Source organism: Pseudomonas sp. PA-6-3C (assembly GCF_021605825.1).
GTDB classification, from domain to species: domain Bacteria; phylum Pseudomonadota; class Gammaproteobacteria; order Pseudomonadales; family Pseudomonadaceae; genus Aquipseudomonas; species Aquipseudomonas edaphica.
On sequence record NZ_WKDV01000036.1, the window covers coordinates 46185 to 63118 of the forward strand.

General features: G+C 59.7%; 13 protein-coding genes. 10 read left to right on the forward strand and 3 right to left on the reverse strand.

Annotated features, from left to right (window positions below; genetic code table 11):
- Nucleotide 1: 1 nt before the first annotated feature.
- The 5 genes from GIW48_RS21835 (at nucleotide 2) to GIW48_RS21855 (ending at nucleotide 5574) form a co-directional block, all read left to right on the forward strand.
- A complete protein-coding gene (locus GIW48_RS21835; protein ID WP_170040676.1) occupies nucleotides 2-502 on the forward strand; it encodes a sigma-70 family RNA polymerase sigma factor in 501 nt (166 codons plus the stop codon).
- Between the two features lie 32 nt (nucleotides 503-534).
- Complete coding sequence (locus GIW48_RS21840; RefSeq protein WP_236461692.1) at nucleotides 535-1485, forward strand: FecR family protein; 951 nt, start codon at nucleotides 535-537, stop codon at nucleotides 1483-1485.
- A 97-nt stretch (nucleotides 1486-1582) separates the two neighbouring features.
- Nucleotides 1583-3988 (forward strand): TonB-dependent siderophore receptor, encoded by a 2406-nt coding sequence (locus tag GIW48_RS21845; RefSeq protein WP_099550077.1) that lies wholly within the window; start codon nucleotides 1583-1585, stop codon nucleotides 3986-3988.
- Between the two features lie 814 nt (nucleotides 3989-4802).
- Entirely contained in the window at nucleotides 4803-5024 is a 222-nt protein-coding gene (locus GIW48_RS21850) for a hypothetical protein (RefSeq protein WP_099550076.1), read from the forward strand.
- A gap of 13 nt (nucleotides 5025-5037) precedes the next feature.
- A complete protein-coding gene (locus tag GIW48_RS21855) occupies nucleotides 5038-5574 on the forward strand; it encodes a type III secretion effector protein (protein WP_178110951.1) in 537 nt (178 codons plus the stop codon).
- A gap of 25 nt (nucleotides 5575-5599) precedes the next feature.
- Here the strand turns inward: GIW48_RS21855 and GIW48_RS21860 are convergent, their stop codons facing one another.
- Nucleotides 5600-6751, reverse strand: a complete 1152-nt coding sequence (locus GIW48_RS21860; protein ID WP_017135306.1) for an MFS transporter — start codon at nucleotides 6749-6751, stop codon at nucleotides 5600-5602.
- Nucleotides 6752-7107: 356 nt separating this feature from the next.
- Here GIW48_RS21860 and GIW48_RS21865 point away from each other — a divergent pair, with 356 nt between their 5' ends.
- From GIW48_RS21865 to GIW48_RS21885, 5 genes are all read left to right on the forward strand, one after another.
- Entirely contained in the window at nucleotides 7108-8094 is a 987-nt protein-coding gene (locus tag GIW48_RS21865) for a diaminopimelate epimerase (RefSeq protein ID WP_236461698.1), read from the forward strand.
- A 302-nt stretch (nucleotides 8095-8396) separates the two neighbouring features.
- On the forward strand, nucleotides 8397-10415 hold the full coding sequence (gene tssI / locus GIW48_RS21870; RefSeq protein ID WP_236461700.1) for a type VI secretion system tip protein TssI/VgrG: 2019 nt from the start codon (nucleotides 8397-8399) through the stop codon (nucleotides 10413-10415).
- Nucleotides 10415-11239 (forward strand): DUF4123 domain-containing protein, encoded by an 825-nt coding sequence (locus GIW48_RS21875; RefSeq protein WP_170040679.1) that lies wholly within the window; start codon nucleotides 10415-10417, stop codon nucleotides 11237-11239. The genes tssI and GIW48_RS21875 overlap by 1 nt, the downstream gene beginning before the upstream one ends.
- Nucleotides 11232-12017: a hypothetical protein gene (locus GIW48_RS21880; protein ID WP_099550070.1), complete on the forward strand. Its 786-nt coding sequence runs from the start codon at nucleotides 11232-11234 to the stop codon at nucleotides 12015-12017. The genes GIW48_RS21875 and GIW48_RS21880 overlap by 8 nt, the downstream gene beginning before the upstream one ends.
- Nucleotides 12018-12031: 14 nt before the next feature.
- A complete protein-coding gene (locus GIW48_RS21885) occupies nucleotides 12032-14188 on the forward strand; it encodes a lipase family protein (protein ID WP_186618193.1) in 2157 nt (718 codons plus the stop codon).
- 9 nt (nucleotides 14189-14197) lie between these two features.
- Here the strand turns inward: GIW48_RS21885 and codA are convergent, their stop codons facing one another.
- Together codA and codB are read right to left on the reverse strand one after the other, a co-directional pair.
- A complete protein-coding gene (gene codA, locus GIW48_RS21890) occupies nucleotides 14198-15433 on the reverse strand; it encodes a cytosine deaminase (RefSeq protein ID WP_017135300.1) in 1236 nt (411 codons plus the stop codon).
- Between the two features lie 98 nt (nucleotides 15434-15531).
- Complete coding sequence (gene codB, locus GIW48_RS21895) at nucleotides 15532-16800, reverse strand: cytosine permease (protein WP_017135299.1); 1269 nt, start codon at nucleotides 16798-16800, stop codon at nucleotides 15532-15534.
- Nucleotides 16801-16934: the final 134 nt, after the last annotated feature.

Consider the following 16934-nt stretch of genomic DNA (forward strand, 5'->3'; position numbering starts at 1 on the left):
GATGATTCCTCAGCCGCCCCGCAGAACAGGCTTTTTCGAGCATTACGAAGAGTTGATCGGTACCTGGACACGCCGCCTGAGAAACCGTCAGCAGGCTGAAGACCTGGCTCACGACACCTTCGTGCGCGTGCTTGAGTCGCGTTCGAGCGACGTTGAGCAACCGCGCGCCTATCTGCATCAAACGGCGCGCAACATTGCGGTGGACGCTTACCGTCGCGAAGACCGGCGTGAGGCGCGGGCATTGGACGCCTTTGATCAGCGTTCGCCCCACAACGGTGACCCGGAGCATGTCATGCACGCGATCCAATTGGCGGACTCCATCGAGCGGGCCTTGGCCGAGTTGCCGCTTAACTGTCGCAAGATATTTATCTGGCAGAAAATCGAGGGCCTCACCCAGCAAGAAATCGCCGTACGCCTGGGCCTGTCTAAAAACATGGTGGAAAAGTATATGATCCGCACCTTGCGGCATCTGCGCGACCGTCTGGACGCGATGGCCCCATGAACTCTGCCCGTTTTGAAACAGGATCTTCCACGATGGATAGCCGTGCTCGCGACGAAGCCGCGCAATGGTTTGTACGCCTGCAAAACGCCGAGTTGAACCCCGAAGAACAACAGAGTTTTGATGCGTGGTGTGCCGAGCAGCCTGAGCATCAATACGAATTTGAAGTGCTGCAAGGCCTGTGGAACGCCGCCGACCTTGTGCCCACGGCGCGTTTGCAAGCGCTGTGCGAGGCCTCGGTCGAACGCCCCAAACGTCGCGCTATTGTGCGTTACGCCGTGGCTGCCAGTGTGGTGGCCATCGCCTTGGGGCTTGGCCTGTTCAGCGGGCTTGATCATCCCAAACCCTACAGTGCCGAGTTCAGCACGCGCTTGGGCGAGCATCGCCAAGTGGCATTGCCCGACGGTTCGGTGATGGACCTGAATAGCCGCAGCGTGGTGGCGGTGCACTATGAAAAGGGGCGGCGCGGCGTAGAAATCAAACAGGGCGAAGCCATGTTCAGCGTCGAGCACGACACCCGCCGCCCATTTGTGGTGGCCGCCGGAGCAGGGCAGGTCACGGTCACCGGCACGCGTTTTGATGTTCGCCGTGATGACGACCAGACCCGCGTGGTGGTCGAGGCCGGCACGGTCAAGGTGCAGGGGCGTGCGTCGGATCAGATCGTGATGCTCACGGCAGGGCTGGGCACGCATGTCGATTCTACCGGGCAAGTCGTTACGGCGTATGCCGTGAATGCTGATGAGCTGACAGCCTGGCGCACGGGCAAGTTGGTGTTCAACAACGCCACCCTCGGCGAAGTCGCGCGGGAAGTATCGCGCTATCGCGAGCAGCCGTTGCGGGTCAACACGGCGGCGGTGAGCAACCTGCGGCTGACCAGCGTGTTCAAATCCAGCGACACCGACGCCTTGCTCAAAGCGCTGCCACATATCCTGCCGGTGGCCGTACGAGCCTTGCCGGACGGCAGTCAGGAAATTATTTCACGCTGATATTCAGGTTTTTTTCGAGTTCTTCGTCTTCTTCTGCAACTGCAACTGGTTTGCATTAACAGCCGCACACTCTTGCGATCACAGGACTAGGTTCGACGTGAAAAAACTTGTCGTGAACAACAATAAAGTCTCCCGTTGGGCGCCCCTGGCGCTGGCGCTTGCGGTCAGTTCCGCCCTGCCTGCGGCCTCTGCGGCCGACGGCATCCATATTCGCTCGCAGCCGCTGGGCGCTGCGCTGAGTCAACTGGGCCAGCAGACTTCCCTGCAAGTGTTCTTCAGCCCTGACATGGTCGCGGGCAAGCATGCGCCTGCAGTGGACGGCAATCTGTCTCCCGAGCAGGCTCTGCGCCAATTGCTCCAGGGCAGCGGCCTGGATTACCAGATCGATGCCGGTTCCGTGACCCTTCGCCCACTGCGCAGCGGCACGGGGGAAGCCGGCTCGCCGGTGGAACTGGGCGTCACTGACATCAAAGTGGTCGGCGACTGGCTGGGCGATGCCAATGCCGAAGTGGTGCAGAACCATCCGGGCGCACGTACTGTGATCCGCCGTGAAGCCATGGTGGAGCAGGGGGCGATGAATGTCAGTGACGTGCTGCGCCGCGTCCCTGGCGTGCAGGTGCAAGAGGCCAACGGCACGGGTGGCAGCGATATTTCCCTCAACGTCGGCGTGCGTGGCCTGACCTCGCGCCTGTCGCCGCGCTCCACCGTATTGATCGACGGTGTGCCGGCGGCGTTCGCTCCGTATGGTCAGCCGCAACTGTCGATGGCGCCGATTTCTGCCGGTAACCTGGACAGCATCGACGTGGTGCGCGGCGCAGGTTCTGTCCGTTACGGGCCGCAGAACGTCGGCGGCGTGATCAACTTCGTGACCCGCGCGATTCCTGAGCAAGCCTCGGGCGAAGTCGGCACCACCCTGGAAACCTCTGCCCACGGCGGCTGGAAACACGTCGACAATGCTTTTGTCGGCGGTACTGCCGATAACGGCATGGGCGTGGCGTTGCTGTATACCGGGGTAAATGGCAACGGCTACCGCAACAGCAACAACTCCAACGACATCGACGACGTGATCCTCAAGACCCACTGGGCGCCGACCGATCAAGACGATTTCTCGCTGAACCTTCACTATTACAATGCCAACGCCGATATGCCCGGCGGCCTGACCCAGAAGCAATTTGACGCCAACCCGTATCAGTCGATGCGCGATTGGGACAATTTCAGCGGCCGTCGCAAGGATGTGTCCTTCAAGTACCTCCGCCAGATCGACGACCGTACCCAGGCCGAAGTGCTGACCTATTACATCGACAGCTTCCGTGGCAGCAACATTGCCAACCGCGACCTCAAGACCATCAGTTCCTACCCGCGCAGCTACTACACCTTCGGCATCGAGCCGCGGATCTCCCATGTGTTCGACGTGGGCCCGAGCACCCAGGAAGTCAGCGTCGGTTATCGCTACCTCAAAGAAGGCATGCATGAACAGGCCAGCAGCCTCAATCTGGTCAACAACGTGCCGACGCCGGGTGGGCAAAATGACGGGCATGTTTACCAGGATCGCACTGGCGGCACCGTCGCCAACGCGTTCTACATCGACAACAAAATCGATATCGGCAAGTGGACCGTCACGCCGGGCATTCGCTTTGAACACATTGAAACCAACTGGCATGACCGCCCGGTGGTTGCCTTGAACGGTGTGCGCACCGTGGAAAAGAATCGCAAAATCAATAGTAACGAGCCGTTGCCGGCGTTGAGCGTGATGTACCACATTTCCGATGCCTGGAAAGTCTTCGCCAACTACGAAACCTCATTCGGCAGCCTGCAGTACGCGCAGATCGGGCAGGGCGGTCGCGTCAACCAGGCGGCCGACGGCCTGAACCCGGAAAAAGCCAAGACCTACGAGATCGGCACACGCTACAACGACAGTGTCTGGGGCGGCGAAGTGACGCTGTTCTACATCGACTTCTCGGATGAGCTGCAATATGTGAGCAACGACGTGGGTTGGACCAACCTCGGCGCCACCAGGCACCAGGGTATCGAAACCTCGGCCCACTACGACCTGTCGAACCTGGACCCACGCCTCGATGGCCTGACTGCCAACGCGGGCTTCACCTACACCAAGGCGACTGCCGAGGGTGATGTGCCGTTCAAGGGCCGCGACCTGCCGCTCTACTCCCGTGAAGTGCTGACGGCGGGCCTGCGCTATGACATCAATCACTGGACCCATAACCTGGACGTCTATGCCCAATCCGGTCAACGTGCGCCGGGTACTGGCACCACCTACATCACCCAGGGCACCGCCGATGGGCAGTACGGCGATATCCCCGGCTATGTCTCGGTCAACGTGCGCAGCGGGTATGACTTCGGCGCGCAACTGTCGAACCTGAAACTGGGTGTGGGCGTGAAGAACGTCTTTGACCAACAGCACTACACGCGATCCAGTGACAACAACGCCGGGTTGTACCTCGGTCAGCCGCGTACGTTCTTCGTGCAGGCGAGCGTCGGCTTCTGACCGACCGTTTGTAAGAAAAATCGCAGCTCAAGGGCTGCGATTTTTTTTGACTTGTTTTTCAAGGTGCTCACCAAGCTGCCCGGGCCCGGGCAGGAACTGTTTCCGCGCGTTTGCCACACAGGTTGTAACCAGCGACGTTGATCGTACTGGTCGTTTTCAGACGCTGAACCAGGGGCCAGACATGACTTCACCTTCGTTTCAATCCGGCCAGACCGATGGCCGGTGCACCTTTGATGGCTGGCATGAAGTTGCTTGCTCGACATCGTCAAGTAAGGAAGACACCTGCGCAGCCTTGTCGACGGTATACGCCACCGAAACGCTACGAATGAAAGCATTTGTGGGTCAAAAAAAATTCCAGGCGCCCGTCGCAGATGATTTTGCCCGCGGGCTGCATGCGTCAGGGCCTGCCGACAACGCTAACGCTCACTGCTTGAGGCGCCCCATTTTTCGCTGGGCTGCGCTGATCAATGGCCTCTGCTCCCGGTTGCGTGGGCAAACACCTGGGTGATCCAGTGTTACATGCTGTTATTGGGATGCTCCTGCCGGCCGGAACTATCGCGTGGCGCTAACCACATATCGGTTGCTTGCTGCCCAGAGGGCGAATCGATGATTCGGGCCACTCTGGTACTGACTTTCAGGCAAGCATGGATCTGCAAAAGGCGAGAGATGAAGCATGAAGATTGAGGGTGCAATACTGCGCGCGCAGCCAATCGGCCTGGGCGGGCCAGAGGTAGGTCGGGTTTCATCGTCCCGCGTTTTTCATTCGCCCGGCGATGAGTCATTCGCAACGCGGGAGTTGCCGTCGCAGCGACCCATGTTGTGGCGTGGAGGCTTGTCTTCGCTGCGCCAGCAGGCGCTGCAAAATGCACCCACGGCTCGCGCCAACACCACACCGCCAGGTCCGAGTTCCACTGATAGCCAATTGGCGGGCGAGCTGGAAAAACACTTTGGCGAGCTGCACGGTTTTTTAAAAGAAGGCCGCTTGACGCAGGCGTCGTTGCGCCAGATCGCAGCTCAAACCTTGAGTGGAGAGTAAGGTGCGCGACCGTATGATCCTGCTGGTCAGGGAAATTCTCAACCGCCCGCTGCTGAACGACGCGATCATCGACGGCGCGGGATACATCACCCGCGACAGCCTGAGCGCAGCCGCTGCAGCGTTGCTGGGTAACAGCTCCCCTGGCGCCTTCAGCCAGGACCCTTTTCATGATCAGGGCAACGCCGAGGTCGTAATGGCTTTGCAAGGCTATTTCAAACAGTTGCGGGACATACCCAAAGACCGCACGGTATTTTTTGAAGCGCTTGAATACGTGGAAATAACCCAGCTCAAAATCGTGATGAGTGATCCTGACGACCTCGATTCGCAGGGCCGCCCCCTGTTGGAGCCCGCTACTGGGCTACCGAGGAAAAAGTACAGTGAACACTGCGTCTACACCGCCAAAAATATCATTGAGCGCCCAGGCCTGCTGCGTTCGCTGGAGCGTGCCAACAACATGCGTTTGCTGGGGCGTCCCAGGCATGAGGGTTGGCTTTGTAACAAAAGCCTGGAACGCTGGCTGGAACAATACGAAGCGCACAAAGCCAGATAGCCCATGGCCTTGTGCGGTGAGCTTGTTACACCTTGAGAATTTTACCGCTGATGGCCACCCCGGCCAGCAGCAGCGCAATCAGCACAAAGGCCGTGCTCAGGCTACTGCCGTGGGCGATAAACCCGATAACTGCAGGCCCGGCGAGAATACCGGCATACCCCAGCGTGGTGATGGCCGGCACGGCGATATGTTCCGGCATGACCGTTTGTTTACCGACGGCGGTGTACAGCACCGGTACGATATTCGAGCAGCCGGCGCCCACCAAGGCATACCCCAACAGCGCCGTTTCCCAGGCCGGCAATAATGTCGCGAGCAACATGCCGGCAGTCGCCAGCGCGCCGCCAATGACGATCACGCGGGTGGCGCCCAGGCGGCGGACAATCGAATCACCGGTCAGGCGCCCTGCGGTCATGGTCAAGGCAAACGCCGCGTAACCCAAGCCTGCGTAAGCTTCATCCAGACCGCGTTCTGCATTGAGAAACACCGCGCTCCAATCCAGCACGGCGCCTTCGGCCAGGAACACGATGAAACACAGGCAGCCGATAAACAACACCACACCGTGCGGCACGGCAAACGCCGGGCCTGAGCTTTCGCTGCCGTAGGGCAGTAGATGAGGCCCGGCCTTGAACAATGCAAGCGCCATGATGACGATCACCACCAGGGTCGCCTGCAACGGCGACAAGCCCAGCCCCAGCAGCCCGGCAACCCCTGCTGCGCCGACGATGCCGCCAAGGCTGAACAACCCGTGGAAGCCCGACATCATGGTTTTGCCGCTGGCACGTTCAACGATGACCGCCTGCAGGTTGACCGTCGAATCCACAGTGCCCAGGCCCCCACCGAACAGGAACAGCCCGGCGATCAGCAAGGGGATTGAACTGACCGTGGCGAGCATCGGCAGTGCCAGGCAGATCATGATTGTGCCGGCGGTCAGCACCCGGCGGCAGCCGAAGCGTGAAGCCAGGGCGCCAGCCATCGGCATGGCGATGATCGATCCGACGCCCAGGCACAACAGCAACAGGCCCAGCGTGCCTTCATTGAGGTTTGCCCGTGCCTTGGCGTAGGGCACCAGCGGCGCCCAGGCCGCGATACCGAAGCCGGCGATGAAAAAGGCAATGCGCGTCGACATTTGTTCCAGCCGTCCGGGAACCACGGGCGCTGGGGTGGGGATGGCAGTCATGAAAAATCCTTGGTTTTGCGTTCAACGAACGATGTCCGGCGCGACATCCTTGCACATCAGGCCCTGTCGAGCGAGCCGGGTTCCCTTGAAGAGAGGGGCTGACACGCAGGTGCAGGTTTATTGTTACAGCAGCGGAACGTCATGGACGGTGGCGACCACACAGAGGCTATCGGATTGTTGGGCGGTGGTCTGGAAGGTGCGTAATCTGCGTGAAAACGGATGAACCCCAGGTTTTTGCGTTGGATTACCACCTTCCAGTCCACTTCCCACTGCGCCGGTTTTCTGTAATACGCTGCTACCAAGTGTGTAGGCAATCGGAGAAATTTTCCGGTGAATTTTCTTGGGAAGGTGTCTCGATGACTCTGTTCTATGACGCGCGGGGCAATATTTACGGTGTGGCCAGCCCCGACTACCTACGCAGCAGGGGCATTGCCGTGCCTGAATGTGCCGACCGCGCTGCCAGCACTCGAAAAGAGTGGGCAGCATTGGCTATCGCCTCGGAGTGTGAATGGGGCACGTTACCGCGTGCGGCCACTCCCAAGACACACCGCTGCGATGGTTTGCTGGTCGGGCCGTTCCAGTCTGCGCCGCCGTTTGACGTGTTGATCGTCAATACTGACGGCACGCTCGCCGAACGCAGTGGTAACGGGTTGACGATTTTTTCCCAGGCGCTGACGGATCAAGGTTTGATGACGCAAGGGTGTGAGTTGCAGGTGCATCACGACAAGCAGGATTCAGTCTCTGTGCTGGTGACCTATTCACAACCGGCGATCTTTGAACAGGTTGCAGGCTTCTGGCTGGCCTTGGGCCGGCCGAGTTTCGGGCCAGCAGCGGTGGCCGCTACCGGTACTGGCGCAGCAACATTGGGGCAATGTGAATTCAGCCATGTGGCTGCACTGGCGGCGATTGACCCGCAATGGGCCGTCAGCCAGTTCGTCCGTGTGGGCAATCCTCATTGTGTGACGCTCGTCGAGCACGCACAGGCCTTGCCGGACAATCAGTCGATGCACCAGCCCGCACTGTTTGAGTCGTTACGGGCCATTGCCTTTGCACCGCCAGGTGGGCGCGGCCAACCTTGTTTGGCGGGGATCAATCTGCAATGGGCCGCACATGCTTCGGGCAATCGGGTCATCGCGCGGGTATTTGAGCGAGGAGAAGGACCCACCGCGTCCTCGGGTACCAGCGCGAGCGCAGTTGCCTGCGCGGCATGGCGCGCGGGTTGGGTTGACGCCGGCGAGGTGGCTGTGGTCATGCCAGGTGGCACAGTGCCGGTGCGTTTACAGTGCCAGGCCGAAACGCTGCTGAGCGTCAGTCTGTTCGGGACTGCATGCGTGCAAGCCTGAAGGCGCAGAAGTGGCTGATATCTTGAATGCGTGTCAGCCGTTTCTTTATCGGTTAGTTGTGTGGTTAAAGTTGGCGTAAGAAGTTTCTTGTTGTTGAATGCTACTAAATTCTGCGAATTTATTATTTTGTAAAAGACACGTCCTACCACGTTGTGCGAAACGTCTTTTTTATTTTTAAAGGGTCAAATTCCGCCTGAAATCGCTAAGATTTATTGGGTTCAGGCGCTTTTTCCCGGCAGTTCAATCAATGCCCGATGGGGGGAGGCCTTTCAGTCAAATAATTGATGATGGGTAACTTAGGGATGGTTGAAACATCTGCCGCGCCACGTTTCAAGTTGATACTTCCAGAAATAAACAATGACTTCCAGGTGCTCGCTTTCAAAGGCCGAGAAGGCCTTGATCAGCCTTACTTCATTACAGTGCACTTAGTCAGCGAAAACCCCTCTCTGGATCTGGAGGCGCTGCTTCACCAGCCGGCTTATCTGGACTTTGGCGAATCAGGTGCGGGGCTGCATGGGCGCATCTACGCTATCGGCCGTGAGGGGCCCGGCGTTCGGCTCACTCGCTATCGTCTCACCCTGGCACCACGCCTGGCGTGTCTTGCCCATCGACACAACCAGCGGATCTTCCAGCAACGCAGTGTGCCGCAGATTATTGCGGCGGTCCTTGAGCACCACGGCATTCTGGCGGACGCCTATGCCTTCGAACTGGGCCCTGTGGCCTACCCATCCCGTCCGTTCTGCGTTCAGTACGCGGAAACCGACCTGCACTTTATTCAGCGGTTGTGCGAGGAGGAGGGTATTCACTACCACTTTCGCCATGGCCCGAATAATCACGTGCTGGTGTTCGGTGATGACCAGACGGTGTTTCGGCGTCTGGCTGCACAGCGATTTTGCGCGACGCACGAGCTGGCAGCCAAAACGAGAGCTATCCGGCAGTTCGACGTGCGCCTGGAGACCCGTACCCAGCTGACGGTGCGCCGTGATCATGACTTCGAGCATCCTTCGCTGCGCCTGGAAGACAAGGCCGGGCCTGCATTGACGCAGCGCCTTGAGGATTACCATTACCCTGGTGGTTTCAGCGACCATGCGCGAGGTCGGCAATTGGCGCAAAGGGGCTTGGAGCGGCATCTGCGTGACCGCCATCGTGCCGTGGGCAAAAGTGATCAACCGGCGCTGGGCAGCGGCCATTTTCTTGAGCTGTGTGACCACCCGGATCCCACCTGCAACGATTTGTGGTTGCTCACGTCGGTGCAGCACGAAGGCTATCAACCGCAGGTGCTGGAGGAAGCAGCACCCGTGGCGGGCACATTCCACGGCTACCGAAACCGGTTTACCGCAACACCCTGGCGCGCCGTGCATCGGCCCCCCATCAGACACCCGAAACCTACCCTCCACGGCAGCCAAACCGCCATCGTGACGGGGCCAGCAGACGAGGAGGTGCACTGCGACGCCTACGGTCGAGTAAAGGTACGTTTTCATTGGGACCGCCTGGACCCCACCGATGACAACAGCAGTTGTTGGGTACGGGTAGCATCCGGTTGGGCGGGCGATGGCTTCGGCGCCATGCTGATTCCGCGGGTGGGCATGGAGGTGCTGGTGACCTTTCTGGAAGGCGACCCGGACCAGCCGTTGATCAACGGCTGCCTGCCCAATGCGCTGCACAGGCCGGCTTACCCTTTGCCGCAACACAAGACACGCAGCGTGTTGCGCAGCCGCAGTGTTCCGGGGGGGACGGGTGCCAACGAACTGCACCTTGAGGATCGCCACGGCGAGGAACTCATCTTCCTGCGCGCCCAACGGGACCTGGAACAGCAGGTCGGCCATGACAGTCGTCTTGAGGTGGCGGGAGAGCGGCGTGAAATCATCCGCGGGTTAAGCACGGTTCATTTGGAAAGTGGCGAGCAGCGACACATCACCGGAGACCGCACTGTCATGCTTGGCACGAACGATCGGCTGGATGTGCAGGGAGACAGCCAGACGCATATCGGTCAGTCCATGGTTATCCAGGCCGGGCAGCAGATCGTCCTCAAGGCCGGCGCCAGCCTGATCATCGATGCGGGCGCACAATTGAGCCTCAAGGCTGGAGGCGAGCACCTGATTATCCAGGCGGGCGGCATTTTCAGCAGCCGGCCTGTCACCGTTGGCGGCTTGCCGCCCCTCACTCGGTCCGCGAACCCATTATCGGCCATGGATGCGCCGAACCTCTCGACGGCCCAAGGCACCCTTCTGGACGAGGCCCGGCAGTTGGGCGCGGACTTCTGCCCGGTGTGCGAGGCGTGTCGTGAAGGCCAGTGCACACTCATGCGGAGGGCTGCCTGATGCCAAGTGAGCCAGGCCAGTGGATGGCCGAACAGCATCAGGCGGGGCGCCGACTGTGCTTGATCCTTGATGGTCACCACGGCGCACGTCAACAGCTGTTGGCGGTGCGTAACCTGTCGCAGTATTGCAGCCTGTACGCTGAGACCGCCCTGGTCGAGTTGGCAGCGGCAGGCCCGTTGATTCTGTTGGTGGAGCAGGCGGACGAGCCTGCGCTGGTTGATCTGCTGCAACACCCCGAGACGAACTGGGGCTGGCTGGGCAGCCTGCCCGGTGATGATCTGGCTGGCGTGGTTCGGCATTGGCGCGAACGTCTGCTGGTAGGGCGCCAGGGAAGCCAGGCCGTGTATCGCTTTCACGATAACCGTACCTTGGCACGTGTTTTGACCCATTTACAGGGCGAGCACTGGCCAGTGTTTCTCGGTCCCTTGATCAGTGTGTGCTATTGGCACCAAGGCTGTTGGTGTCGGGGTGAAAACCCAATGCCGGGGGAGTATCCCGTGCCTGTGCCTGTGCCCTGGCTGAACACGCCCAACCCTCAGGCCGAAGTGATCCTGCACGCCAATATCCTGCGTTATCTGCTGACTGAACACAGCGAAAAACTCGCCGGCTTGGTCGAGTTTCAGAACCCCAGAATCTGGCTGGCGCAGGTTCTGGAGCAGGCCCGTGCCTGGCAATGGCGAGGCCCCCAGCAGCTCGAGTTTCTGGTGGTGCGTCGGTTGGAGGAGGCGACGCAAGGCAGCACGATTCGGTGGCAGCCGATAGAGGGCGAGGCGCCGTCGGAACATTTTGAGCGGGTGTTACGGGAGTGGCAAAAGCATGAATAGTTGGACGCGCAGCGTTTTGATAACGCTCGGTGCAGGATGGCTCTCGGGTTGTGCGCTGGCACCGCCGGCTAAGCGTTTTACCCTGGAGGTGGATTTACCCGCACAGTTTCGATTCATCGGTGCCGCTAACTACCGTCCCGCCAGATATGAACTCTGCACCTTGCCGCAGCGTCGAGGCAAAAGGCCGGAACGCAAGATCTTTATTGCCGATTACAAACCCGTGGCCGAACGAGTGAGCTATGAGTTCCCGCTGACTGAAACCATTGAGGGGTGTCCTACGGTGTTGCGTAGCGTGGAGTTCACTCTTTATGCGAAGTGGGGTGAACTCGACACTGATGTCGGTGGCAGTTTCGCGGCAATTTCTTTCGCAGATCCTATCGAGTCTGAACGCGTAGCAGCGATGCCCGAGTCGGGTGTGCAGGAGTTTTTTGGACAATGCATGTGGTTTTTTCGGACGGCCGGCCCCGAGCATGCGATCAGAAAATTGTTGGAATGTAACGCGTTGGACACGAAGGGGAAAAGGCAAGAAACGCGCCCGGGTGGCGTGGCGCAGAGAGAGCTGCTCCCAGGGAAAAAAGTAAGGCTGACGTTGAGCGTTACAGACGAGGAGGCCCCCGCTTTTCAGGACACCTGGCTAGCTGTACCGGGGGGGTGGAAACGGTGCCGGGGTAAAAGCTTTGAAGATCTGTCCGGATACTGTGGCAGTAACACCACGGACTTTAAACCTATAACGATGCCGGATGGACGTGTTTGCGATGTTTACCCAACGTGCAATTAACAAGGAGATGATTCATGAGCCAGGCAGCATGGAAGCAACCTTTTTTCAGCAGCAAGATGCCTGCTTGCCCGTTGAAAGGGCATTGGGCAAGCGTTTGCCTGGTGGATGAAACGGGCAGCGGGAAGGCTTACGGTGGGCTGGTCTACACAATCCAGGACACTACAGGGCGCCGGTACAACGGAAGGTTGAATGGAGAGGGATACGCCAAGGTGGAAGGGTTTTATTGCGGCCCTGTCATTCTTTCTTTGGATGCGCAGTATTCAGGCGACGAAGAGCCATATTCCAAATTGATAAAGCGCAAGACTTACCCGTTACCTATCACCGAACTTCAAGCCCGCGCCGAACACACCCGATTTTCAGCGGCTGATGGCCAACGTATCGAGGGTAACCCTGCACAACGCCAGGCAGACCGGTTTTATCAGGTTGAGGTGCGCGACCTGGTTCGACATATTGCCCACCTGCCGCCGTTTGCCTCCGCAACCTATCACCCTCCAAGGCATGCATTGAAAATGATGGCTGAGCTGGGGTTTGGTCCGCCGCAGCCCGCATTGTCAGGCGTCGTGCTGTTCCCCAACCTGCACACGGTGTTGGAGGTACGGCCTTTGCGGGCCCTGCGCCCGATGTTGTCGACCGATGATCAGTTTTGTGCGTTGAACCTGTATCAATTGGCGTTGATGTCCACATTGAGTTACTGCGATTTTGGCCAGCAACCTCCAAAACCTCCGGTGGAACACGTCAGTTTTCCCCTGGATCCCAGCGCAGGCAATCTGTTCGCGGAAAAACTCTCGGGGTTTCAAGAAGCCTGGAAGGTCGATCGTGATCAGGCTCAGCGCTTCTACCCGCTGTATGAAGAGGTTCCTTACTCCCAGCGGTTTGAGATTTTGCCCTTCGATCCTGAGTTGTATCCACAGAATCGTCCGCAGCTTGGTGAGAAACAGGAGCATCCCGCCAGCCTGCACTTTTTTGATGATGAAGCGTTTGGTACGGATACCCAGGCCTTTATCAGTCATCACAACGAAGTAATTCTGATCGCTGTTCGAGGCACCGCCAGTGGTGCCGATGCACTACGCGACGCGAATGCCCACCAAGTGCCATTTACCGAAGGTGTTGGCAAAGCCCATGAGGGCTTTTATCAGGCATATCGAGCGATGCGCGATTTTGTTCTGTACTACCTTGATCAATTCCACAGCGGCCAGCGCATTGTGATTTGTGGCCACAGCCTTGGCGGCGCCATCGCGTTGCTCCTGGCAGAGGGGTTACGCCGAGTTACACGCGTGAAGTACAACATCCTCCTCTACACCTACGGCGCTCCCCGCGCCGCAGACTCCGAGTTTACCGACGGCGCCTCAGCCCTTATCCATCACCGCATCGTCAACCACAACGACCCGGTTCCCAGTGTCCCTGCCACGTGGATGAACACCACCGCCAAACTCTGGGTGCCGGGCGCCGTCACGCTTTTTGCCGCGCCCGGTGCGGGTGGCCTGCTGTTCGCCGCTGGCCTTGTGCGCGTCGGCGGCAATCCTTACCAGCATCACGGCGAACAACAGCACTTCATGCCCATTAAGCTGCCGGACGGCACGCACTCCTCAGTGTTATGGACGCCCGGTTGTGAGTCCATCCTTGAGGCGGGATGCAACCGTATGCTGCAACTGCATGGCGATATGCCCGAGCGTGCCAACCTGTTGAAACAACTGTTCCAGGCCAGCCAGCATTTCATGACCGCCAGCTACATTCCAGCCGCGTGGGCCACTCTGCGCCGCTGGCAGCAAACCGTGGAGTGCCAGGGGCCTTTGATCACCGCCAGAGAGTTCGAGTTGATAGACCTGGCGCTCGACACCATGACCCAACAACTGCGCGACAAGAACCGCGAGCTCGAGCGTCGTCGCCCACCGAACCAACGCGATTATGGGCATGCGCATAACCAGGCACTGAACGCTGAAGTCGACCGCTTGCGCAGCAGTCGGCGCCGATTGGAGTCGTTACGCTGGCGCCGTCTGGACGTGCGTGACGTGTATGGCAGCCACGCCGATTCCACCGGCTTGCAGCCCAGCGTGAAACGCTGGTTGCGCCACCGTGAAAACCGCAAGTTGGCGCAAATCGCCAGTATTCCTGCGCCACTTCAGGACGGCGCCGGCCGGGTGCAGCCACTGGATATTGATTCAATCGTCTGACCCCGGGGCTTACAAAAACTCCACCTGTGCCGGTCTGCGTTGCATCAGCACCTTGCCATTGCGGATCGAATATAACGGCAGGCCTTGGCTGCGGATCACCTCGTAGTCACTGTCTGCCGAAAGCACCAGCAGGTTGGCCGGGCGACCGGCTTCCAGGCCGTAACGGTCACCCAGGGCCATGGCCTTGGCGCTGTTGTCGGTGACCAGGTCCAGGGCGCTTTGCAGGTTGCGGTAGCCCAGCATATGGCAGATGTGCAGACCGGCTTCCAGCACGCGCAGGATGTTGCCGTTGCCCAGCGGGTACCATGGGTCGACGATGGAGTCCTGGCCGAAGCAGACGTTCATGCCGGCCTCGAGCAGTTCATTGACGCGGGTGACGCCTCGGCGTTTCGGGAAACTGTCGAAGCGGCCCTGCAGGTGGATGCTTTCGGTAGGGCATGAAACGAAGCTGATGCCCGAGTGGCCCAGCAGGCGAAACAGTTTGGCGCAGTAGGCATTGTCGTAGGAACCCATCGCCGTGGTGTGGCTGGCGGTGACGCGCTCGCCCATGCCGCGGCTGCGGGCTTCTTCGGCGAGTACTTCGAGAAAGCGCGAGTGCGGGTCATCGGTTTCGTCGCAGTGCACGTCCACCAGGCAGCCGGTGCGTTCGGCCAGGTCCATCAGGAACTTCACCGAGCTAACCCCTTGGTCGCGGGTGTATTCAAAGTGCGGGATGCCTCCGACCACATCAGCGCCCAGCCGAATGGCTTCCTGCATCAGTTCGCGGCCGTTGCGGTAAGACTCGATGCCTTCCTGCGGGAAGGCGACGATTTGCAGGTCGATCAGGTGCGTGCTTTCTTCGCGCACCTCCAACATGGCTTTGAGCGCGGTGAGGTCAGGGTCGGTGACATCAACGTGGGTGCGCACATGCTGGATGCCATGGGCGGCCAGGGCCTGGATGGTTTTCTTGGCGCGAGCCTTGGTGTCTTCCTGGGTGATGGTGGCTTTGCGTTCGCCCCAGCACTCAATGCCCTCGAACAGGGTACCGCTCATGTTCCAACGTGGCTCGCCAGCGGTCAGCGTCGCATCCAGGTGGATATGGGGTTCCACGAACGGAGGTATGACCAGGTTGCCAGCGGCGTCGAGATCGTCAGCTGTTAATGTCGGCGCCACGGTTTGTGCAGTAATGCGGGCGATCCGGCCGTGTTCCAGGTGCAGATCATGCAGGCCTTCACGGTTGCGCAGGCGGGCATTGATGATATGCATGGGCAAGTTCCTCTTGGCTTTGGATAATCAGGCAGTCAGCCGCCAGGTCATCAGGGTTATCAGCCACAAGGTTACCATCCTCATGGCAACAGTCGGGTTCATGCCTGTACGTCAGCCAAAGGTGCGCGCACGCGCAGGGCCGCGGTGAGTGCGATGTAGGCCAGGGACGCGGCCACAATCCCCACCAACGGCGCCACCCACGGTGAGTGAAACGCCAGCACGGTGCCCACGGCATACGCCGCCAGCCCTGGCCAATTGAACGCCGGCAGGCGTACATCGGCCAGACGCGGGTACTGGCCGCGATAGCGGTAGAAGAAGTCCGCCATGATGACCCCGCCAATCGGCGGGATCACGGTGCCCAACAGAATCAGATAAGGCACCAGCAAGTCGTACATGCCAAGCAGTGCCAGCAGGGTGCCGATCACCGCGCCGGCCAGGGTTACGGTTTTGCGCCGCCGGGTACGCAGCAGATTGCAGCCGGCCACAGCGAAGTTGTAGATGGTGTTGTCCTGCGTGCTCCAGATGTTGAGCAGCAACATGACCATCGCCGCCATGGCGAAACCTTGCAGCAACAGTACTTCGACCACATCGGGTTGCTGATAGACGATGGCGCCATAGGCACCGATCAACACCATCAAGCCATTGCCGATAAAAAAGCCGATCAGGCTGGCCAGCACCGCGACCTTGGCCGAACGAGAAAAACGCGTCCAGTTGGTCGCCTGGGTGGCGCCGCTGACAAAAGTGCCGAATACCAGCGTGATGGCGGTGGACAAGTCCAGCTCCGCCGTCGGCACCACTGCCAGCAAGCCCTTCAGTCCGCCGACTTTGACGGTGGCGACCCACATCGACAGCAACAGCAGGATGCCCATGGCCGGCACCGCGATATAGGACAGAATCTCCAGCCCGCGATAGCCGATATACGCGGTGGCGCAGAACAGCAGGCCAAACAGCACCATCAGTGCCAGCACCGTGCCTTGGTTCAATTCGAAATATTTGCCCAGCACCACGGCCGCGGTGGCGGTGCCCCAGGCGTACCAGCCGATCTGGGTGAAGCCGAGGATCAAGTCGCTGAGTTTGCTGCCCACCTCGCCAAAGCAGAAGCGCCCCATCAGGACCGAATTCAAGCCGCTCTTGAAGGCGATGTAGCCCAGGCCTGCGGCGTAAATACCCAGCAACAGGTTACCCAGGGCCACGACGCCGAGCATGTCGGTAAAACTGAACGCCACGCCCAGCTTGCCGCCGGCGAACATGGTCGCGGTGAAGAAGGTGAAGCCCAGCAACACCATGGCGGTGGACGCAAGGCCCTTGCGCGCATGCATCGGCACTTCGCTGAGGGGGTAATCGTTACCCGGTTCTTGCTGCGTCATGGCCTTGCTCCCTGGATGACTGACGCAGCGCTGTTGCACTGCGCGTGCCAAACCGGCAGCGCGGCGTATTTGTCGCCAGGCAGCTGTGTCGAGCGCGCCCAAGCAGGCACGAAAGCAGTGCAGCGGTGAGACAA